General features: G+C 72.3%; 20 protein-coding genes and 1 pseudogene. 11 read left to right on the top strand and 10 right to left on the bottom strand.

What is annotated here, in order from left to right; genetic code table 11:
• The first annotated feature begins 424 nt into the window (after positions 1 to 424).
• The 4 genes from ACFYYN_RS10880 to ACFYYN_RS10865 all read left to right on the top strand — a co-directional run bounded on the left by ACFYYN_RS10880 (position 425) and on the right by ACFYYN_RS10865 (position 3,333).
• Positions 425 to 784: a histidine triad nucleotide-binding protein gene (locus tag ACFYYN_RS10880; protein WP_500322995.1), complete on the top strand. Its 360-nt coding sequence runs from the start codon at positions 425 to 427 to the stop codon at positions 782 to 784.
• Positions 785 to 790: 6 nt separating this feature from the next.
• Entirely contained in the window at positions 791 to 1,729 is a 939-nt protein-coding gene (locus ACFYYN_RS10875; protein WP_500545479.1) for a ribonuclease Z, read from the top strand.
• 16 nt (positions 1,730 to 1,745) lie between these two features.
• On the top strand, positions 1,746 to 2,735 hold the full coding sequence (locus tag ACFYYN_RS10870) for an adenosine deaminase (RefSeq protein WP_500545478.1): 990 nt from the start codon (positions 1,746 to 1,748) through the stop codon (positions 2,733 to 2,735).
• An 82-nt stretch (positions 2,736 to 2,817) separates the two neighbouring features.
• Entirely contained in the window at positions 2,818 to 3,333 is a 516-nt protein-coding gene (locus ACFYYN_RS10865) for a hypothetical protein (protein WP_500545477.1), read from the top strand.
• Here the strand turns inward: ACFYYN_RS10865 and ACFYYN_RS10860 are convergent.
• Together ACFYYN_RS10860 and ACFYYN_RS10855 are read right to left on the bottom strand one after the other, a co-directional pair.
• Positions 3,321 to 4,136, bottom strand: a complete 816-nt coding sequence (locus ACFYYN_RS10860) for an HAD family acid phosphatase (RefSeq protein ID WP_500322999.1) — start codon at positions 4,134 to 4,136, stop codon at positions 3,321 to 3,323. The two genes, ACFYYN_RS10865 and ACFYYN_RS10860, sit on opposite strands and share 13 nt — an antisense overlap.
• Before the next feature lie 264 nt (positions 4,137 to 4,400).
• Positions 4,401 to 5,273 (bottom strand): FHA domain-containing protein, encoded by an 873-nt coding sequence (locus tag ACFYYN_RS10855; protein WP_500545476.1) that lies wholly within the window; start codon positions 5,271 to 5,273, stop codon positions 4,401 to 4,403.
• 127 nt (positions 5,274 to 5,400) lie between these two features.
• On the opposite strand from ACFYYN_RS10855, the gene ACFYYN_RS10850 reads away from it, so the two are divergent.
• The gene (locus tag ACFYYN_RS10850) at positions 5,401 to 6,498 is read left to right on the top strand and encodes a carbohydrate kinase family protein (protein WP_500323001.1); all 1,098 of its coding nucleotides are present in this window, start codon (positions 5,401 to 5,403) and stop codon (positions 6,496 to 6,498) included.
• 19 nt (positions 6,499 to 6,517) lie between these two features.
• On the opposite strand, the gene ACFYYN_RS10845 is transcribed toward ACFYYN_RS10850, so the two are convergent.
• From ACFYYN_RS10845 to ACFYYN_RS10835, 3 genes are read right to left on the bottom strand one after another with little or no spacing between them, the layout of a single operon-like run.
• Positions 6,518 to 6,910, bottom strand: coding sequence for a type II toxin-antitoxin system VapC family toxin (locus ACFYYN_RS10845; RefSeq protein ID WP_500323002.1), 393 nt, complete (start codon positions 6,908 to 6,910; stop codon positions 6,518 to 6,520).
• On the bottom strand, positions 6,907 to 7,134 hold the full coding sequence (locus tag ACFYYN_RS10840) for a FitA-like ribbon-helix-helix domain-containing protein (protein WP_433419850.1): 228 nt from the start codon (positions 7,132 to 7,134) through the stop codon (positions 6,907 to 6,909). The genes ACFYYN_RS10845 and ACFYYN_RS10840 overlap by 4 nt, the downstream gene beginning before the upstream one ends.
• Positions 7,135 to 7,187: 53 nt before the next feature.
• A complete protein-coding gene (locus tag ACFYYN_RS10835; protein WP_499511816.1) occupies positions 7,188 to 7,703 on the bottom strand; it encodes a GNAT family N-acetyltransferase in 516 nt (171 codons plus the stop codon).
• Between the two features lie 136 nt (positions 7,704 to 7,839).
• Between ACFYYN_RS10835 and ACFYYN_RS10830 the strand changes: the two genes are divergently transcribed.
• The 3 genes from ACFYYN_RS10830 to ACFYYN_RS10820 are packed head-to-tail and all read left to right on the top strand — an operon-like array spanning position 7,840 to position 10,701.
• Positions 7,840 to 8,853 carry a PhoH family protein gene (locus ACFYYN_RS10830; protein ID WP_499511815.1) on the top strand — a complete coding sequence of 338 codons (1,014 nt, stop codon included), beginning with the start codon at positions 7,840 to 7,842 and terminating at the stop codon, positions 8,851 to 8,853.
• Between the two features lie 13 nt (positions 8,854 to 8,866).
• A complete protein-coding gene (gene ybeY, locus ACFYYN_RS10825) occupies positions 8,867 to 9,364 on the top strand; it encodes an rRNA maturation RNase YbeY (RefSeq protein WP_500323005.1) in 498 nt (165 codons plus the stop codon).
• A gap of 5 nt (positions 9,365 to 9,369) precedes the next feature.
• The gene (locus ACFYYN_RS10820; RefSeq protein WP_499511813.1) at positions 9,370 to 10,701 is read left to right on the top strand and encodes a hemolysin family protein; all 1,332 of its coding nucleotides are present in this window, start codon (positions 9,370 to 9,372) and stop codon (positions 10,699 to 10,701) included.
• A gap of 6 nt (positions 10,702 to 10,707) precedes the next feature.
• Here ACFYYN_RS10820 and ACFYYN_RS10815 read toward each other — a convergent pair whose 3' ends face one another.
• A complete protein-coding gene (locus ACFYYN_RS10815; RefSeq protein ID WP_500323007.1) occupies positions 10,708 to 11,259 on the bottom strand; it encodes a hypothetical protein in 552 nt (183 codons plus the stop codon).
• A 62-nt stretch (positions 11,260 to 11,321) separates the two neighbouring features.
• Between ACFYYN_RS10815 and ACFYYN_RS10810 the strand changes: the two genes are divergently transcribed.
• A complete protein-coding gene (locus ACFYYN_RS10810; protein ID WP_500545475.1) occupies positions 11,322 to 11,669 on the top strand; it encodes a cytidine deaminase-like protein in 348 nt (115 codons plus the stop codon).
• Between the two features lie 21 nt (positions 11,670 to 11,690).
• Here the strand turns inward: ACFYYN_RS10810 and ACFYYN_RS10805 are convergent.
• A pseudogene (locus ACFYYN_RS10805) lies at positions 11,691 to 11,957 on the bottom strand (LysR family transcriptional regulator); the annotation flags it as partial.
• 142 nt (positions 11,958 to 12,099) lie between these two features.
• Here ACFYYN_RS10805 and era point away from each other — a divergent pair.
• Positions 12,100 to 13,053: a GTPase Era gene (era, locus tag ACFYYN_RS10800; RefSeq protein ID WP_500323009.1), complete on the top strand. Its 954-nt coding sequence runs from the start codon at positions 12,100 to 12,102 to the stop codon at positions 13,051 to 13,053.
• 11 nt (positions 13,054 to 13,064) lie between these two features.
• On the opposite strand, the gene ACFYYN_RS10795 is transcribed toward era, so the two are convergent.
• From ACFYYN_RS10795 to ACFYYN_RS10785, 3 genes are read right to left on the bottom strand one after another with little or no spacing between them, the layout of a single operon-like run.
• Positions 13,065 to 14,492: a carotenoid oxygenase family protein gene (locus tag ACFYYN_RS10795; RefSeq protein WP_500545474.1), complete on the bottom strand. Its 1,428-nt coding sequence runs from the start codon at positions 14,490 to 14,492 to the stop codon at positions 13,065 to 13,067.
• Positions 14,493 to 14,495: 3 nt separating this feature from the next.
• The gene (locus tag ACFYYN_RS10790; protein ID WP_500323011.1) at positions 14,496 to 14,762 is read right to left on the bottom strand and encodes a protealysin inhibitor emfourin; all 267 of its coding nucleotides are present in this window, start codon (positions 14,760 to 14,762) and stop codon (positions 14,496 to 14,498) included.
• Between the two features lie 9 nt (positions 14,763 to 14,771).
• Positions 14,772 to 15,890, bottom strand: coding sequence for a M4 family metallopeptidase (locus ACFYYN_RS10785; RefSeq protein WP_500545473.1), 1,119 nt, complete (start codon positions 15,888 to 15,890; stop codon positions 14,772 to 14,774).
• 306 nt (positions 15,891 to 16,196) lie between these two features.
• Here ACFYYN_RS10785 and leuA point away from each other — a divergent pair, with 306 nt between their 5' ends.
• Positions 16,197 to 17,960, top strand: a complete 1,764-nt coding sequence (gene leuA, locus ACFYYN_RS10780; RefSeq protein WP_500545472.1) for a 2-isopropylmalate synthase — start codon at positions 16,197 to 16,199, stop codon at positions 17,958 to 17,960.
• The last annotated feature ends 119 nt before the right edge of the window (positions 17,961 to 18,079 follow it).

Raw genomic sequence — 18,079 nt, 5'->3', positions numbered from 1 at the left:
TGACCGCCGCCATCTGGCACAACCACCACACCGGGCAGAGCGTCCTACGATCCCTGACCGCCTACGACCATTAGCCCTTGGAATCGATCATCTAGGGCCTGTCGTCACATTGACGTCGGCCGCCCGGAGGGCGGGCTCGGCGTCTGGTGCGGTGCATCGCAAGGCAGAGAGTCGTCCTCGTAGTGGGCTACTCGGACGATTCGACAACTCCCCCTGGCCGAAGGCTGGGGGAGTGCCGTGCCTGGGGGCACCTCCCAGCGCCAGCTGGGGGAGCGGCGCGGGGCAGGCGGGAATTTGACGACAGGCCCTGGCGGCGTGGGCGGGGCGGGGCCCGGTGCGACCCGGGCCCCGCGCCGGCGCGCCGCCGCGAGGGGCACCGGTAGCATGCGGGACGTACTGATCAACCCCTGGACGGAGGCGTCAGGTGGCGGGAGAACCGCAGGCGGACTGCCTGTTCTGCAAGATCGTCGCGGGGAGCATCCCCGCGACCGTCGTGCGGGAGACCGAGACGACGGTCGCGTTCCGCGACATAAACCCCCAGGCACCGACGCACGTCCTGGTCATCCCCAAGGCGCACTACCCGGACGCCGCCGCACTGGCCGCCCAGGCGCCCCAGCTCGCCGCGGACGTGCTGCGTGAGGCGGGCGAGGTCGCGGCCGGGGACAAGGTGGACGGCACCGGCTACCGGGTCGTCTTCAACACCGGCGCGGGGGCGGGCCAGACCGTCTTCCACGCGCACGCCCACGTGCTGGGCGGCCGTGGCCTCGAGTGGCCTCCCGGATAACCACCGGTGTCCGCACGTGAATTGGTCGTGCTCGGCACGGCCAGCCAGGTCCCGACCCGGCACCGCAACCACAACGGCTACTTCCTGCGCTGGGACGCCGAGGGCATCCTCTTCGACCCGGGGGAGGGCACCCAGCGTCAGATGCTGCGGGCCGGTGTGGCGGCGCACGACCTCACCAGGCTGTGCGTGAGCCACTTCCACGGGGACCACAGCCTGGGCCTGGCCGGGGTGATCCAGCGGATCAACCTGGACCGGGTGCCCCACCCGATCACCGCCCACTACCCCGAGTCGGGCAGGCGGTTCTTCGACCGGCTGCGGTACGCCACCGCCTACCGCGAGACCGTGCGGCTGCGCGAGGAACCGGTGGCGGGCGAGGCCGCGGTGCTGGTCGACTCCGAGGCCTTCCTGCTGGAGGCGCGGCGGCTGTCGCACCCGGTGGAGGCGTACGGCTACCGGCTGGTCGAGCCCGACGGGCGCCGCATGCTGCCGGAGCGTCTGGCCGCGCACGGCATCACCGGCCCGGCGGTGGGCCGGCTGCAGCGCGAGGGCGAGGTGGACGGGGTGACGCTCGCCGAGGTGAGCGAGACGCGCCCGGGCCAGCGCTTCGCCTTCGTGATGGACACCCGGCTGTGCGACGCGGTGTACGCCCTCGCCGACGGTTGCGACCTGCTCGTCATCGAGTCGACCTTCCTGGACGAGGACGCCGCGCTCGCCGAGGAGCACGGCCACCTGACGGCCGGCCAGACAGCCCGGGTGGCGGCCGAATCGGGCGTACGGCACCTGGTGCTCACGCACTTCTCGCAGCGCTACACCGACCCGGCGGACTTCGAGCGCCAGGCCCGGGACGCGGGTTTCCAGGGCGAGCTGACGGTCGCCCAGGACCTCGGCCGGGTCGCCGTGCCGAAGCGCCGCCAGGCCTGGCCGGAGCCGTCCGCACCCCTGTGACCTGTACGGTTGCGAGGTGAGCATCCCGAAGGCCGAACTCCACCTGCACATCGAAGGCACCCTCGAACCCGAGCTCGCCTTCACCCTCGCCGAGCGGGGCGGGGTCGCCCTGCCCTACGCCTCGACCGAGGAGCTGCGGCAGGCCTACTCCTTCAGCGACCTGCAGTCCTTCCTGGACCTGTACTACGCGCTCATGGCCGTGCTCCGCACCGAGCAGGACTTCGCGGACCTCGCCGACGCCTACCTCGCCCGGGCCGCCGCGCAGGGCGTGCGGCACGCCGAGGTCTTCTTCGACCCGCAGGCGCACACCGCGCGCGGCGTCCCGATCGGCACCGTCGTCGAGGGCCTGGCGCGGGCGCTGGACGGCAGCCGGGAGCGGCACGGCGTCAGCACGCGGCTGATCATGTGCTTCCTGCGGGACGAGCCGGCCGAGTCCGCGCTGGAGACCTTCGAGGCCGCCCGGCCCCACCTGCACCGGATCAGCGCCGTCGGCCTGGACTCCGCCGAGGTCGGCCACCCGCCGTCGAAGTTCCGCGCGGTCTACGAGGCCGCTGCCGCGGCGGGCCTGCGCCGGGTCGCGCACGCGGGTGAGGAGGGCCCGCCGGCGTACGTGTGGGAGGCGCTGGACGTGCTCGGCGTCGAACGGATCGACCACGGCATCCGCAGCATGGAGGACCCGGAGCTGGTGGCCCGGCTGGTCCGCGACCAGGTGCCGCTGACCGTCTGCCCGCTGTCCAACGTGCGGCTGCGCTGCGTGGACACCCTCGCCGACCATCCGCTGCCCGCCATGCTCGACGCGGGGCTGCTGGTCACCCTGAACTCCGACGACCCCGCCTACTTCGGCGGCTACGCAGGCGACACCTTCGACGCCGTGGCCGGTGCGCTCCCGCTCGGCGAGGACGCCCTGCGCCGGCTCGCCCGCAACTCCTTCCTGGCCGCCTTCCTCGACGACGACGAGGAACTGCGCGCGCGGTACCTCGCCGAGGTGGACGCCCACACGTTCTGAGCCCGTTCTGAGTGCGTGCGCGCGTGCCGGCATGAGTACGCGCACTCATGCGGGCCGCACCGCGCGGGCGGAGCATGGAGTCATGCGAAGGCACCTGATACGGCCCGCAGCGGCCGTCACGCTGATCGTGACCACGCCCGTCGCCACCTGGGGGCTCATGGGCCGGCAGGACGCGGCCGGCTTCGAACCCGCCGAACTGGACTACCTGGCACAGCCCTTCGCCATCCCGGAGGGGGCGGAGACTGCGATCGGCGTGGCTGCGGCCGTGCTGGCCGCCGGCGCGGCCGTGCTGCTGGGCCGGGCCTCCCGTCCCGGGCCGGACCGCTTCGACGGCCGGTGGTGGGAGGTCATCGGGCCGCTGCTCGCGGCGGGGCTGCTGGCCGGAGCGATCTGGCGGACGGTGACCGCCGGGGTCATCGGCGCCAACATCGGCGCCGGGCTGGCGATCCTGCTCGGCGGCCCGGTGGTCGCCGGGCTGGTGCTGTGGTCGCTGGGCCGGGGCCTGTGGCTGGCCCGCGCGCGGCGCCGCGGCACCCGCCCCCCGCGCGGGGGGACGGGCACCGCGGGCTGGCGGCCCGCCGCCGGTCAGGGCACGTAGTACATCGGGTTGGGGAGCTTGAACGACTTGTCGGCGTGCCCGCCGTTCAGGTCGCTGTACTGGTCGCCGAAGTTGGCGACGATGTCGTACCCCTGCGCCTCGATGTGGGCCCGGGTGCCCGCCTTGTAGTCGACGGTGGAGCAGGTCCACGTCGGGGCGGAGCAGGGCAGGTAGTCGGTCGCGACCTTGTTCTTGAGGAAGAAGTGCGCCGGGTCGGCGCTGGAGGTGTAGCCGGCGGTGCCGAGGTTGCGGACGCTCGCGGCGCGCTGCGTCTCCGGGCGGCCGGTGATCCAGAACACCGTCACGCCGTGGTCGGCGGCCCAGTTGGCCAGCTGGGGCATGCCGAAGACCGGGGCCATGTCCTTGTTCTGGATGTAGGCGTCGTTCGAGGCCGGCGTGTAGTTGAAGCCCACTTCCAGCTCGTAGTTGTACGTCAGCAGGGACGTGTCGTCGACGTCCAGGACGATCGCGGGCTTGCCGTGGCGGTGGTGCGCGGACTTCGCGAGGGCGTCCCGCAGGTAGTCCTGGGCCTTCTTCTCGATGCCGGCGACCTGCTTGGCGTAGTTGCCGTCGGTCGCGGCCTGGTGCTCACCGGAGGCGTCGACGGTGTCGCCGTAGTACGCCTTGATGTCGTTGACCACGTCGGTCAGGTTGGGGATCTGCTTGTCGCTGCGCGGCACGGAGGTGTCCGCGGTCGCCGCGCCGACCCCGTAGAGGGTGGCGGCCGCCGCCACCGCGGCGACGGCGGCGGCGAGGGTGCGGGTGCGCCCGCGGGTGAACACGGACGGTCTGGCTGCGGGCATCTGGGGGGCTCCTTCGATCCGGCCGGAGGGCACGCACGGCCGGGCCCACGCGCTTCGGGGGAACGCCCGGCCCTGCGGGGCTCGTTGACGCGGCGACGCTAGGGGCCCCGATCATGCTGGTCAAGGGCTGTCTACGCGCGATGACCCCGAATCGCCGCCCGAGGACGGATCAGCCCAGGTCGCCACGTGCGGAAAGGACCGGCAAAGCTTTGGTATGCCGCCGCGGCCGGGCCCCGCGCCGCCGTGCCCGTACCCGCCCGAGGGTCAGTGGCGGTGCCGTCCCGGGCGCCGCCGCCCCGGTGCGGCGCCCCTCCTGCGGGTGGCCCTCGACAGGGCCGCGCCGCCCGCGAAGAGCACGACGCCCACCGCGAACGCGGTGAAGCCCAGCGGTGCCTTCGGCAGTCCCCACAGGGTCTCCGCGAAGGGGTCCGGCGGGGCCTGCGCACTGCCCACGCCGCCCAGCAGGCTGAGGATCAGGGACACCCAGACGGCGAACCCGGCGAGCGCCACCAGCACCCCGGCGGCCATGAGCACCCGGCCCGGCCCGCGCACCCGGAACAGCCCGGTGCAGGCCTCCTCGGTGGCCCCGGGGTCGTCCGCCTCCCGCCCGTCGCCGCCGGCCCCGTAGTGCCGGCGCCCGGCGAGGTACTGCGCGCGCCCGGACGGGTAGCGGCGGGTGGGGCCGGGCCCGGACCGGCCCCGGGTGTCCCCGAGGTCGTGGAGCACGGTCAGCGGCGCGGGAGTGCCACCCGGGCCATCCGCGGTTTCCGCGGCCTCTCCGGCTTCCGGGCGGTCCGCCTCGTCCCCGGGGTCCGCCTGCCGGGCCGACTCCACCGACAGCCGCAGCTCGACGTGGCCGATGCGGAGCAGGTCACCGTCGTGGAGGGGGCGCGGCGCGTCGAGCAGGGTCCCGTTGAGGTAGGTGCCGTTGGTCGAGCCGAGGTCGCTGAGCACCACGTGGCTCCCGGCGCGGTTCATCGCGGCGTGCCGCCGGCTCACGCCCTCCTCGTCGAGCCGGATCCCGCTGCCGGCGAGCCTGCCGATCTCGCAGTAGCCGGCCGGTACGGGGTAGGCCCGTCCGGTGTCCGGCCCCGTGGTCACGATCAGTTGTGGCGGTGCGGCCGAGTGTCCGGGCATCTCCAGCCCCTGGGGGTCATCCGCTTTCCCTCAGGATCCGTCCGCGTCCCCGTGCGGACAAACGCTGGTCACGGCCCCGGGCGCGCGTACGATCGGTCGGAACGACACCAGGTCGGGAGGAGCCCGGGTGGAAGACCAGCCCGTCCTCGATCCGCTCGCGGCGGTGCGCGGGCCGGACGACCCGGAGACCGATGTGTACCTGACCGGCACGGTCTTCCTGGACATCATCTTCACCGGTCTCGACAGCGCGCCCGTGCGCGGCACCGAGTCCTGGGCGCGCGGCATGGGATCGAGTCCCGGCGGCGTGGCCAACATGGCGACCGCCCTCGCCCGGCTGGGGCTGCGCACCTCGCTCGCGGCCGCCTTCGGCGACGACGTGTACGGGGACTACTGCTGGGACGCCCTCGCCGTGGGGGAGGGCATCGAGCTGGAGCTGTCCCGCAAGATCCCCGGCTGGCACTCGCCGGTCACGGTCTCCATGGCGTACGAGGGCGAGCGCACCATGGTCAGCCACGGCCACGAGGCGCCGCCGCCCGAGGAGCCCGCGCCGCTCTGCCCGCCGCCGAGCCGGGCGTGCGTGGCCTCGCTGGTGCCCGGGGTCCCGCAGCAGGAGTGGATCGGCACCGCCGCCGGGCGGGGCAGCCGGATCTTCGCCGACGTCGGCTGGGACGACAGCGGCCGCTGGGACAGCGCGGACCTGGCGGACCTGGCGCACTGCGAGGCCTTCCTGCCGAACGCCGCCGAGGCCATGCGCTACACCCGCACCGACTGCCCCCGGGCCGCCGCCCGCAAGCTCGCCGAGCTGGTCCCGCTGGCGGTGGTGACGCTCGGCGCCGAGGGCGCGTACGCGGTCGACTCCGCCGCCGGCCAGGCCGCCGAGGTGCCGGCGCTGTCGGTGGAGGCGCTGGACCCCACGGGCGCCGGGGACGTCTTCGTCGCGGGCTTCCTGACCGGCACCCTGGCCGGCTGGTCGCTCGCCGACCGGCTGGCCTTCGCGTGCCTCACGGCCGCGCTGTCGGTGCAGGAGTTCGGGGGTTCGCTCTCGGCGCCCGGCTGGATCGAGATCGCGGCCTGGTGGCAGCACGCCAAGGCCTACGACGACCAGGACCGCTCGGCGCTGCGCCGCTACGCCTTCCTGGACGACCTGCTGCCCACCGGCACCCGCCGCTGGCCCCTGCGCCGCGCCGTGCCGACGATCGGCTTCCGTCCGCCGCCCTTTCGCTGACGCGGTGGCGGAGCCGGCGTCAGGCGATCACGTCGACGGGGCAGCGGGCCGCCTTCGCGCGCTCGATGCGGGCGTCGCCCGTGACCAAGGTGCACCCCAGGTGTTCGGCGAGCGCTGCGTACGAAGCGTCGTACGCGGAGAGGTTGGCGCGCAGCTCCCAGATGCGATCGAGCAGGGCGTATCCCGGCATGCGCTGGATCGGCAGGGCGGACAGCAGGGTGATCGCCGTCTCCGCCGAGGCCTGCCCCAGCTTCCCTCCGAGCGACAGGCCGCGGATCGCATGGGCCGCCTCGAACTCGATGAGGGCCGGCGCGTGCAGGGTCTCGCCGGCCATCCGTTTGCGCGCGAGATCGCCCAGGGGGCCGGCGTGGGTGAGGGCGAGGACGAGTGCGGACGCGTCGACGACGATCACTCGCGGCGCCCCTCGTCGATGTGTCCGAGCAGGTCCGCCACGGTGTAGTCGGCTGTCGCCGACTTCCGGGCGCTGGCCAGTATGTCGTCGACCGTCGGTGTTCTCGCCTGTTCGATCAGCCTCTGGCGCAGGTACTCGTTCAGGGACTGGTGCGCCTCGATCGCGCGGTGCTTGAGGGTGCGGTGCACGTCGTCGGGGACGTCCTTGATCTGGATGTTCGCCATGCCGTCACGCTAGCATGCGAAACGCATGCAAGCATGCGTTTCGCATGCTGGCGTCAGACCCGGCGCTCCAGGATCCGGCCCGGCCAGGGGGCGCCCTCGGCCTGGGGCACGGTGAAGGGCTGGGCGAGGGTGAAGCCCAGGGCCTCGTACTGCCGGACGAGCCGGCCCTCGCCGCCCGCGTAGCAGTCGACCCGCAGCAGCGGGATGCCGCGGCGCCGCGTCTCGGCGACGGCGTCGTCCACCAGGGCCGCGCCGATGCCGCTGCCGGACAGCGCCCGGTCGGTGACGAGCAGCCGCAGGTACAGCTCGCGCCCGTCCACGGGCGGGGCGTAGTCGGGCTTCTCCTCGGCCAGCACGCACACGCCCACCACCCGGCCGTCGGCCACGGCCGCGCGCAGCAGGTACTCCTTCGCGTACCGGGCCACGCGCTCCACCGCCGGGGGCCGGGAGGACCAGGGGCGGGTGCCCCACTGGCCGGTGTGGCCGCGGGCGGTCAGCCAGGCGACGGCTCCGTCCAGCAGGGCGAGCGTCGCGGGCAGGTCCTCGGGTCCTCCGGTACGGATCTCCATCCCGCAGTTCTACCCGGCGCGTGATGCAGCGTAAAACCCCTCGGCACCCCAGCCGCACCGACGTACCCTTGAACCCCAAGCCCAGTGGCATGTCGAACAGCAGAAGGCGGGATGAGCAGGCCGTCGAGCCTGGCCCATGACTCAGACACCGACAACGCAGCAACCGCAGGCGAGCGCCCACTTCGTCGTACCGGCCAAGCACCCCATGGTGACGGTCCTGGGGTCCGGTGACTCGCTCCTGCGCGTGATAGAGCAGGCGTTCCCGGCCGTCGACATCCATGTACGAGGCAATGAGGTCAGCGCGAGCGGTGAATCCGCGGACGTCGCGCTGGTCCAGCGCCTCTTCGACGAGATGATGCTGGTACTGCGCACAGGCCAGCCGATGACGGAGGACGCAGTGGAGCGGTCGATCGCCATGCTCCGCCAGGACAGCGGAGCCGACGGCCTGGAGGAGACCCCCTCCCAGGTGCTCACCCAGAACATCCTTTCCAGCCGGGGCCGCACCATCCGCCCCAAGACCCTCAACCAGAAGCGCTACGTCGACGCGATCGACAAGCACACGATCGTGTTCGGCATCGGCCCCGCCGGTACTGGCAAGACCTACCTGGCCATGGCCAAGGCCGTCCAGGCGCTGCAGTCCAAGCAGGTCAACCGGATCATCCTGACCCGCCCCGCCGTCGAGGCGGGCGAGCGGCTCGGCTTCCTGCCGGGCACGCTCTACGAGAAGATCGACCCGTACCTGCGTCCGCTGTACGACGCGCTGCACGACATGATCGACCCCGACTCGATCCCGCGCCTCATGGCGAGCGGGACGATCGAGGTCGCTCCTCTGGCGTACATGCGCGGCCGCACGCTCAACGACGCCTTCATCATCCTCGACGAGGCGCAGAACACCAGCGCCGAGCAGATGAAGATGTTCCTCACCCGGCTCGGCTTCGACTCCAAGATCGTCATCACCGGTGACGTCACCCAGGTCGACCTCCCCGGTGGCACGAAGAGCGGACTGCGCCAGGTCGTGGACATCCTGGACGGCGTCGAGGACGTGCACTTCTCGCGCCTGACGAGCACGGATGTCGTACGCCATAAGCTGGTCGGGCGCATCGTGGACGCCTACGAGCGCTACGACGACCTCAACGGCAACCGAAAGTAGCCACCGAAGCACTATGGCGATCGACGTCAACAACGAATCCGGCTGGGATTTCGACGAGGCGGCGGTGCTCGACATCAGCCGCTACGCCCTGCAGCACATGCGCATCCACCCCCTGTCCGAGCTCTCCGTCATCGCGGTCGACGCCGACGCCATGGAGCAGTTGCACGTCCAGTGGATGGACGAACCGGGCCCCACCGACGTCATGTCCTTCCCGATGGACGAGCTGCGTCCCGGGAAGGAGGACGAGGAGCCCCCGCAGGGACTGCTCGGGGACATCGTGCTCTGCCCCGAGGTGGCGAAGAAGCAGGGCGACGAGGCCGTGACCAAGCACTCCATGGACGAGGAGCTGCAGCTGCTCACCGTCCACGGGGTGCTGCACCTGCTCGGTTACGACCACGAGGAGGCCGACGAGAAGGCCGAGATGTTCGGCCTGCAGAAGGCCATCCTCGACGGCTGGCGCGCCGAGCGCGGCATCCAGGGGCCGTCGCCGGCCCCGACGACCACCCACTGATCGCGATGGTGGTCTTCGCCGTCCTGCTGGTCGTCGTCGCCTGGCTGGCCGCCTGCGCCGAGGCCGGCATCGCCCGCACCTCCCGCTTCCGGGCGGAGGCGGCGGTGCGGGCCGGCCGGCGCGGGGCGGACAAGCTGCTGGCGGTCTCCTCGGACCCCACCCGCTACCTCAACGTCGCGCTGCTGGTCCGGGTGGCCTGCGAGATGGCGGCGGCGGTGCTCGTCACCGTCGTCTGCGTCCGGCACTTCGAGGAGACCTGGCAGGCGGTCCTGGTGGCGGTCGCCGTCATGATCGTCGTCTCGTACGTCGCGGTGGGCGTCTCGCCCCGCACCATCGGCCGCCAGCACCCGCTGAACACGGCCACCGCGGCGGCTTACGTGCTGCTGCCGCTGGCCCGCGTCATGGGGCCGATCCCGGCGCTGCTGATCCTCCTCGGCAACGCGCTCACCCCCGGCAAGGGCTTCCGCCAGGGCCCGTTCGCCTCCGAGGCGGAGCTGCGCGCGCTGGTCGACCTCGCGGAGAGCGAGTCCCTCATCGAGGACGAGGAGCGCCGCATGGTGCACTCCGTCTTCGAGCTCGGCGACACCCTGGTGCGCGAGGTGATGGTGCCGCGCACCGAACTGGTGGCCATCGAGCGCTTCAAGACGATCCGGCAGGCCATGACCCTGGCGCTGCGCAGTGGTTTCTCGCGCATCCCGGTCACGGGCGAGAGCGAGGACGACATCGTCGGCATCGTCTACCTCAAGGACCTCGCCCGCCGCGTGCACATCAACCGGGACGCCGAGACCGACCCGGTCTCCTCGCTGATGCGCCCGGCCTTCTTCGTCCCCGACACCAAGAACGCCGGCGACCTGCTGCGCGAGATGCAGCGCGAGCGCAACCACGTCGCCGTCGTCATCGACGAGTACGGCGGCACGGCCGGCGTCGTCACCATCGAGGACATCCTGGAGGAGATCGTCGGCGAGATCACCGACGAGTACGACCGCGAGGTGCCGCCCGTGGAGGAGCTGGGCGGGGGCCGTTACCGCGTCACCTCCCGCCTCGACCTCGGAGACCTGGGCGAGCTCTACGGCGTGGACCTGGACGACGAGGACGTCGAGACCGTCGGCGGCCTGCTCGCCAAGACCCTCGGCCGGGTGCCGATCCCCGGTGCCTCCGCCGTCGTCGGGCTCCCCGAGACCGCCTCGGCCCCGCACGCCCCCGCCGCGCTCCGGCTCACCGCGGAGGCCCCGTCGGGCCGCCGCAACCGCATCGGGGCGGTCCTCGTCGAGCCGGTCCCGGTCGTCGCGGAGGACCCCTCGGGCCCGGAGCCGGACGGGGCGATGCACGGCGGGTAGCGCCGGTCAGCCCTGGTCGACGAGCGGGACGCCGGGAGCGAAGTGTTCCAGCGCGGCGGCCAGGCGTCGGCGGTCGAGCCGCCAGCCGTTCACCTGGCGGGACGCTATGACCAGGTCGAACGGTACGGGGACCAGGGCCCCCGCGACGGCGCGTGCCAGCGCGCCCTGCCCGGGGCCGGGCAGGGGCGGAGCGCCCTCGCGGCGCTGCACCCCGATCCAGGGCACCCGGTGGCCGTACGGGACCGGCTGCTTCCACAGCACCACGGCGGTGACGTCCTCCCACGGCACGTGCGCGGTGGTGGCCCGGTAGCGCAGGGGCACCCCGCCGAGGAGCACGCCCGTCGCGTCGACGCGCAGGGCGACCCTGCGGGTCAGCGAGTTCGCGGCGATGAGCAGCCCGCCGCCGCCGAAGAGGACGCCTCCCGCGATCCGCAGCGGGAAGCCCATGCCCGGCATCACCAGGACCGCGGTGAAAACGACCGCCCCCAGCAGCACGGCGACGGTTCGGCGGTCGAAGCCGTAGCGCGCCTCGTAAGCCGGCTTCGCGTCGTCATCCATGCCGAGATCATGACAATGCCCTGCCCCCGAGGGGAACCCTCGGGGACGGATACGCTGACGGCATGAGCGACGAGCTGCAGCCGGAAGACCGCAAGATCATCACCCTGGCCCGCTCCGCCCGCGCCCGCAACGGCGTCGCCGAGGGGGCGGCCGTGCGCGACGAGACGGGGCGCACCTACGTGGCGGGGACCGTGGCCCTTCGGTCGTTGTCGCTCAGCGCGCTGCGGACGGCGGTGGCCATGGCGGTCGCCAGCGGTGCCACGTCCCTGGAGGCGGCGGCCGTGGTGTCCGAGGCGGACGCGGTGCCGGACGAGGACCGTGCGGCCGTGCGCGACCTGGGCGGCGCGGGCACGCCGGTGCTGCTGGCCGGCCCCGACGGAGTCGTCCGGACGAGGGTCGAAGCGGGCTGAGCCGGCGCCGGCTCAGCCGCCGGGCCCTGCAGAACGGGCCGCGCGCAGGGCGTGCTCCCAGTCGCCGACCAGGGCGCGTGCGGCGGGCAGCAGCGCCTCGCCCTGCACGGTGAGGCCGACGCCGCGGGGCCCGCGGTCGAAGAGGCGGAAGCCGAGCTGCCGTTCCAGGGCGCGGATCTGCTTGGAGAGCGCGGGCTGGGAGATGCGCAGCCGCTCGGCGGCCCGGGTGAAGTGCAGTTCGTCCGCGACCGTGACGAAGTAGCGGAGGTCACGCACGTGGACGTCCATATCCATCGGTTATAGCAGCGGATCGTGGCCTGCGCCGTGCCCTCGGGGGAACACCGGGCGACACCCGGGGGAACGGCCGCTCCGGTCCCCCGGGCGGCGGCGCCGCCCGGGGGCGTCAGCGGGGCCCGGTGGATCAGGGACAATGGTCGCCATGAGCGTTCGCACCGAGACGACCCCCGCCCCCGCCCACCGGGCCGGCTTCGCCTGCTTCGTGGGCCGCCCCAACGCGGGCAAGTCCACCCTGACCAACGCTCTGGTCGGCACGAAGGTGGCCATCACCTCCAACCGGCCGCAGACCACCCGGCACACCGTGCGCGGCATCGTGCACCGCCCGGACGCCCAGCTGGTCCTGGTCGACACCCCCGGTCTGCACAAGCCGCGCACCCTGCTCGGCGAGCGGCTCAACGACGTCGTCCGCACCACCTGGGCCGAGGTCGACGTGATCGGCTTCTGCCTGCCCGCCGACCAGAAGCTCGGCCCCGGTGACCGCTACATCGCCAAGGAGCTGGCCGAGGTCCGCAAGACCCCCAAGGTCGCCATCGTCACCAAGACCGACCTGGTGGACTCCAAGCGCCTCGCCGAGCAGTTGGTCGCCATCGACCTGCTCGGCGCCGAACTGGGCATCGAGTGGGCCGAGATCGTCCCGGTCTCCGCCGTGGGCGACAAGCAGGTCTCGCTCCTGGCCGACCTCCTCGTCCCGCTGCTCCCGGAGGGTCCGGCCCTCTACCCGGAGGGCGACCTCACCGACGAGCCCGAGCAGGTCATGGTCGCCGAGCTGATCCGCGAGGCGGCGCTCGAGGGCGTACGGGACGAGCTGCCGCACTCCATCGCCGTCGTGGTCGAGGAGATGCTGCCGCGCGAGGGCCGCCCGGCGGAGAAGCCGCTGCTGGACGTGCACGCCAACATCTACATCGAGCGCCCCAGCCAGAAGGGCATCATCATCGGCCCCAAGGGCTCCCGCCTGAAGGAGGTCGGCACCAAGTCCCGCCGCCACATCGAGGCGCTGCTCGGCACGCCGGTCTTCCTCGACCTGCACGTGAAGGTCGCCAAGGACTGGCAGCGCGACCCCAAGCAGCTGCGCAAGCTCGGCTTCTAGGACGACAGGCCCTAGGCCGTCGCACCCCCGGCGGCCCCGCCGCTGAAGATCCCGTGGAAGCCGAACGGCACCGCGTGCGGGACCTCGGCGCGGGCCAGCTCGCGGAACGTGACGGCGTCCAGCACCAGCAGGAAGGACGAGCCGGCCGTGGCGTCGAGGACGACGGAGAGCACCACGCCCTCGCCCTCCGCCCCGGCCTCCGGGGCCGCGACGAAGACGGGCTCCCCGGGGTAGCAGTCCTCCTGCGACCAGGTCACGGTGCCGCCGTCGGCCGTGTCGAGCCGCACCAGCTGGTCGGTGAAGTGCTCGCCCCGGCCGTCGCGGCTGCCGACGCCGTACACGAAGCGGTAGGGGCGGCCGTTGCACCGCCCGTAGTCGATGCGCGGGAGCTCCATCGGCTCCTCGCCGAGCCGCTCGGACGTCACCGCGCCGTCCCCGCCGATCCGGTACCGGGTGGGCCGGGCCTGCGGGACGCCGCCGCCGTCGCGCAGCCGGTCGAGGTAGAGGGCGTCGATGACGGACGGGTCCTCGTAGGCGCACAGGTCCAGCACCAGCGCGTCGCCGTCCTCGAAGGCGTTGACGTGGTGGAAGGCGAAGAAGGCCGGGCCCTTGGCGACGCGGCGGACGGTGCCGTCCCTGCGGTCCATGACGATGAAGCGGGTGCCGCGCTCCGGGCGCCAGCGGTAGTTCTCGATGAAGGGCCGGCCGCTGAGCAGCAGTGCCGGCGGGTTGACGACGAGCGGGAACTCCACGAGCACCACATGGCGGTCGGTGATCGCGAAGCTGTGCATGTAGCCGGGCCGGGTGACGGGCAGGCTGCCCAGGAGCCTGCGGCGGGCCGTGCCGTCGGAGGACTGGCGGTAGACGCGGTACTCGCTGCGCCGCGCGAAGTGCGCCACGAAGTTGACCAGTTCGCCGGTGACCGGGTCCTGGTGCGGGTGCGCCGTGGTCCACTGACCGGCCAGCGCGTCCTCGTAGCCGACGACGCCGACCGTCTCCAGCGTCCTCGGGTCGAACTCCACCGGCATCGGGGTCTCGGTCAGCGCGACGAAGCGTTCGCCGAAGCGGGCGACGCTGACGTTGGCGTTCCCCGAGGGCTTGCGGAGGAACGGGGTGAGCACCCGGGCGAAGAGCGAGCGGCAGGGGTCGGTGGCGAACTCCTGGTAGCCGATGCGGCCCTCGTACCGGGCGGTACGGCTGCTCGGGACGTCCAGGAAGCGGTTGGCGTAGGAGACCCGGCCGTCCTCGATCGCGAACCGGTGGAGCATCGCCTGGCCGTCGAACCAGTGCCGGTAGCGGCGCTCCCCGGCCTCGAAGAGGGCGGGGCCGTTGCGCAGCAGGACCCCGTCGAGCCACCGCGGCAGCCGTCCCCGTACCGGCAGTTCGGGGACGGTCACCTCGTCGGTCAGGCTGCGCAGCCCGGTCGTGTGCCCGCTCATCGGCTACGCGCCCTCCTTCAGCACCAGTTGGACCAGTTCGCGCTGTTCCTCCGTCAGCCGCGGGTCGGCGCAGTGCACCGTGCGGCCGTCCACCGTGATCTCGTACCGGAAACCGTCCGGTACGCCCTGCGGGGGCGCGGCCGGGCCCGCGGCGAGCACGTCGCGGGCCAGGGCGTGCAGACGGAAGGCGTCGGGCCGGCCGGCGGTGTCCAGCACGGCCCGGCGCTCGATCCCCGCGAAACCGCCGGAGCGGATCACCTGTATGCGCATGGCGGACGTCTACCCCTGTGCGGGCGGTCGCGCACCTTCCGGGACCGGCGACTGGCGCGGCACGTCGGTACCGTTCACGGCGGTCGGGATGCCGACCTCCGACCACGCCTTCACCACCGCCGCGTGTTCCTCGCCCTCACCGAAGCGCCCGGCGGCCGAGGCGACCGTCGCCTGGGCGAACTCGGCGAACGTCGCCCTGGGTGACAGCGCGCCGCCGGTCAGCACGTCGTACCAGATCAGCCCGGCCCGCTCCCAGGCGTTGCCGCCCAGGGCGACGGCCAGCAGGTGGAACGCCCGGTTGGGGATGCCGGAGTTGATGTGCACGCCCCCGTTGTCCCGCGAGGTGCGGACGTAGGCGTCCATGTGGCCGGGCTGCGGGTCCTTGCCGAGGACGTCGTCGTCGTAGGCCGTGCCGGGGGCCTTCATGGAGCGCAGCGCCACGCCCGTGACGCGCGGGGCGAGCAGTCCGGCGCCGATCAGCCAGTCGGCCTCCTCGGCGGTCTGGCCGAGCGCGTGCTGCTTGATGAGGGAACCGAAGACGTCCGACATCGATTCGTTGAGGGCGCCGGACTGGCCGAAGTAGTCGAGGTTGGCGGTGTACTGGGTGACGCCGTGGGTGAGCTCGTGGCCGATGACGTCGAGGGGGAGCGTGAAGTCGAGGAAGATCTCCCCGTCGCCGTCCCCGAAGACCATCTGCTCGCCGTTCCAGAAGGCGTTGTTGTAGTCGCGGTCGTAGTGGACGGTGGCGTCAAGCGGCAGCCCGGCGTCGTCGATGGAGTGGCGGCCGTACGCCGTCAGGAAGAGCTCGAAGGTCGCCCCCAGTCCGTCGTAGGCCCGGTTGACGGTGTCGTCGGCCGGGGCGGGGTCGCCCTCGCCGCGGACCTTCCGCCCCGGCAGGTCCGTGCGGTGCTGCGCGTCGCTGATCGTGCGGCGCGGCCGGTCCGACGGCTCCGCCCCGATCACCGGGAGGGCGCCGATGACGGTGGTCAGCCGGCGGCGGGTGCGCTCCGCGGCGTCGCGTTCCAGGGTGCGGCGGGCGGGCTCGGCGAGTGCGCGGTCCTCGTTGCGGGCGACCTTGTCGAGGACGTGCGGCGGCACGATCGTGCAGAAAACAGGTGTCTGCTCCATGCAGGGCAATGTGGCACGATGCTCACTGTCTGTCACTAGGTGTGACCATGATCCACGAAAAGGGAGGAAGTTGTACGTTTTTCATGTCATCACGGGCGGTCTTGCATACTGAGAAGAACGCCGCAGCGGCTGCAGGGTCCCCGGGGGCTCGGTTATGGTCGACAGCATCATGCGTTTCGGGCTGCTTCTTCTTAGCTGCCGCGGCGAGGGCCTGTAGTCCAGGTCGACTCCCTCCCCGCGGGGTTTGGCGTTGCACCAGCGCCGGTCGGCCGCCTCCACAGCCGCAACCGAGGAGCACCCCCGCAGATGTCCACCCCGAACGCCGTCGGCCGCCCCACGCCCATCACCGCCGCGACGGTGCGCCAGCGCCCGACCGCGATGCCGGTCCACAAGTACAAGCCGTACGAGGCCGTGGAGATCCCGGACCGCACCTGGCCGGACCGGCGGATCACCAAGGCCCCCCGCTGGCTGTCGACCGACCTGCGGGACGGCAACCAGGCGCTGATCGACCCGATGTCGCCGGCCCGCAAGCGCGCGATGTTCGACCTGCTGGTGAAGATGGGCTACAAGGAGATCGAGGTCGGCTTCCCCGCCTCGGGCGAGACCGACTTCGCCTTCGTGCGCTCCATCATCGAAGAGGGCGCGATCCCCGACGACGTCACCATCTCCGTACTGACCCAGGCCCGCGAGGAACTGATCGAGCGGACCGTGGAGTCCCTGCGCGGCGCGGCGCGTGCGACCGTGCACCTGTACAACGCGACCGCCCCGACCTTCCGCCGGGTGGTCTTCCGCGGCTCCAAGGAGCAGATCCGGCAGATCGCCGTGGACGGCACGCGGCTGGTCATGGAGTACGCGGACAAGATCCTGGGCGACGAGACCGTCTTCGGCTACCAGTACAGCCCGGAGATCTTCACCGACACCGAGCTGGACTTCGCCCTGGAGGTCTGCGAGTCGGTGATGGACGTCTGGCAGCCCGAGGAGGGCCGCGAGATCATCCTGAACCTGCCCGCGACCGTGGAGCGCTCCACGCCCTCCACGCACGCGGACCGCTTCGAGTGGATGTCGCGGAACCTGTCGCGCCGCGAGTACGTGTGCCTGTCGGTCCACCCGCACAACGACCGCGGCACGGCCGTGGCCGCCGCCGAGCTGGCGCTGATGGCCGGTGCCGACCGCATCGAGGGCTGCCTGTTCGGCCAGGGCGAGCGCACCGGCAACGTCGACCTGGTCACCCTGGGCATGAACCTGTTCAGCCAGGGCGTGGACCCGATGATCGACTTCTCCCAGATCGACGAGGTCCGCCGCACCGCCGAGTACTGCAACCAGATGGAGGTCCACCCGCGCCACCCGTACGTGGGCGACCTGGTCTACACGTCCTTCTCCGGCTCCCACCAGGACGCCATCAAGAAGGGGTTCGACGCCATGGAGGCCGACGCGGCCGCCCAGGGCCGGACCGTCGACGACATCGAGTGGGCGGTCCCGTACCTGCCGATCGACCCCAAGGACGTCGGCCGCTCCTACGAGGCCGTCATCCGTGTGAACTCGCAGTCCGGCAAGGGCGGCGTCGCGTACGTCCTGAAGAACGACCACAAGCTGGACCTGCCGCGCCGCATGCAGATCGAGTTCTCGAAGATCATCCAGGCGAAGACCGACGCCGAGGGCGGCGAGGTCACGCCGAAGGAGATCTGGGCGATCTTCGAGGACGAGTACCTGCCCACCCCGCAGAACGCCTGGGGCCGGGTCGCGCTGCGGTCGGCGCAGACCTCGACCAGCAGCGACGGCACCGACACCCTGACCGTCGAAGCGGTCGTGGACGGCGCCGAGACGGTCCTGACCGGCACCGGCAACGGCCCGATCTCCGCGTTCTTCGACGCGCTGGCCTCGGTCGGGGTTGACGCCCGCCTGCTGGACTACACCGAGCACACCATGAGCGAGGGCGCCAGCGCGCAGGCCGCCTCGTACATCGAGTGCGCCATCGACGGCCAGGTCCTGTGGGGCATCGGCATCGACGCCAACACCACCCGCGCCTCGCTGAAGGCGGTCGTCTCCGCCGTCAACCGCGCGGCCCGCTAGTCACCACGCACGGTGAACCGGCCACGGCGCCCGAGCGGGCGCCGTGGCCGGTTCTCGTATTCGGCCCTCACGTGGTACTGACTACGCGCCGCTCATGTGGCTAACATCACGTCATTACG

The sequence above is a fragment of the Streptomyces sp. NPDC001902 genome (assembly GCF_042891295.1).
Lineage (GTDB): Bacteria > Actinomycetota > Actinomycetes > Streptomycetales > Streptomycetaceae > Actinacidiphila.
This window is presented reverse-complemented; position numbering and strand designations above follow the sequence as displayed.

Coding starts and splice junctions, on each gene's coding strand:
- ACFYYN_RS10865 (WP_500545477.1), top strand. CDS start 2,818: ATGCGAAGGCACCTGATACGGCCCGCAGCGGCCGTCACGCTGATCGTG.
- ACFYYN_RS10860 (WP_500322999.1), bottom strand. CDS start 4,136: ATGCCCGCAGCCAGACCGTCCGTGTTCACCCGCGGGCGCACCCGCACC.
- ACFYYN_RS10855 (WP_500545476.1), bottom strand. CDS start 5,273: ATGCCCGGACACTCGGCCGCACCGCCACAACTGATCGTGACCACGGGG.
- ACFYYN_RS10840 (WP_433419850.1), bottom strand. CDS start 7,134: ATGGCGAACATCCAGATCAAGGACGTCCCCGACGACGTGCACCGCACC.
- ACFYYN_RS10835 (WP_499511816.1), bottom strand. CDS start 7,703: ATGGAGATCCGTACCGGAGGACCCGAGGACCTGCCCGCGACGCTCGCC.
- ACFYYN_RS10830 (WP_499511815.1), top strand. CDS start 7,840: ATGACTCAGACACCGACAACGCAGCAACCGCAGGCGAGCGCCCACTTC.
- ybeY (WP_500323005.1), top strand. CDS start 8,867: ATGGCGATCGACGTCAACAACGAATCCGGCTGGGATTTCGACGAGGCG.
- ACFYYN_RS10820 (WP_499511813.1), top strand. CDS start 9,370: ATGGTGGTCTTCGCCGTCCTGCTGGTCGTCGTCGCCTGGCTGGCCGCC.
- ACFYYN_RS10815 (WP_500323007.1), bottom strand. CDS start 11,259: ATGGATGACGACGCGAAGCCGGCTTACGAGGCGCGCTACGGCTTCGAC.
- ACFYYN_RS10810 (WP_500545475.1), top strand. CDS start 11,322: ATGAGCGACGAGCTGCAGCCGGAAGACCGCAAGATCATCACCCTGGCC.
- era (WP_500323009.1), top strand. CDS start 12,100: ATGGTCGCCATGAGCGTTCGCACCGAGACGACCCCCGCCCCCGCCCAC.
- ACFYYN_RS10795 (WP_500545474.1), bottom strand. CDS start 14,492: ATGAGCGGGCACACGACCGGGCTGCGCAGCCTGACCGACGAGGTGACC.
- ACFYYN_RS10790 (WP_500323011.1), bottom strand. CDS start 14,762: ATGCGCATACAGGTGATCCGCTCCGGCGGTTTCGCGGGGATCGAGCGC.
- ACFYYN_RS10785 (WP_500545473.1), bottom strand. CDS start 15,890: ATGGAGCAGACACCTGTTTTCTGCACGATCGTGCCGCCGCACGTCCTC.
- leuA (WP_500545472.1), top strand. CDS start 16,197: ATGTCCACCCCGAACGCCGTCGGCCGCCCCACGCCCATCACCGCCGCG.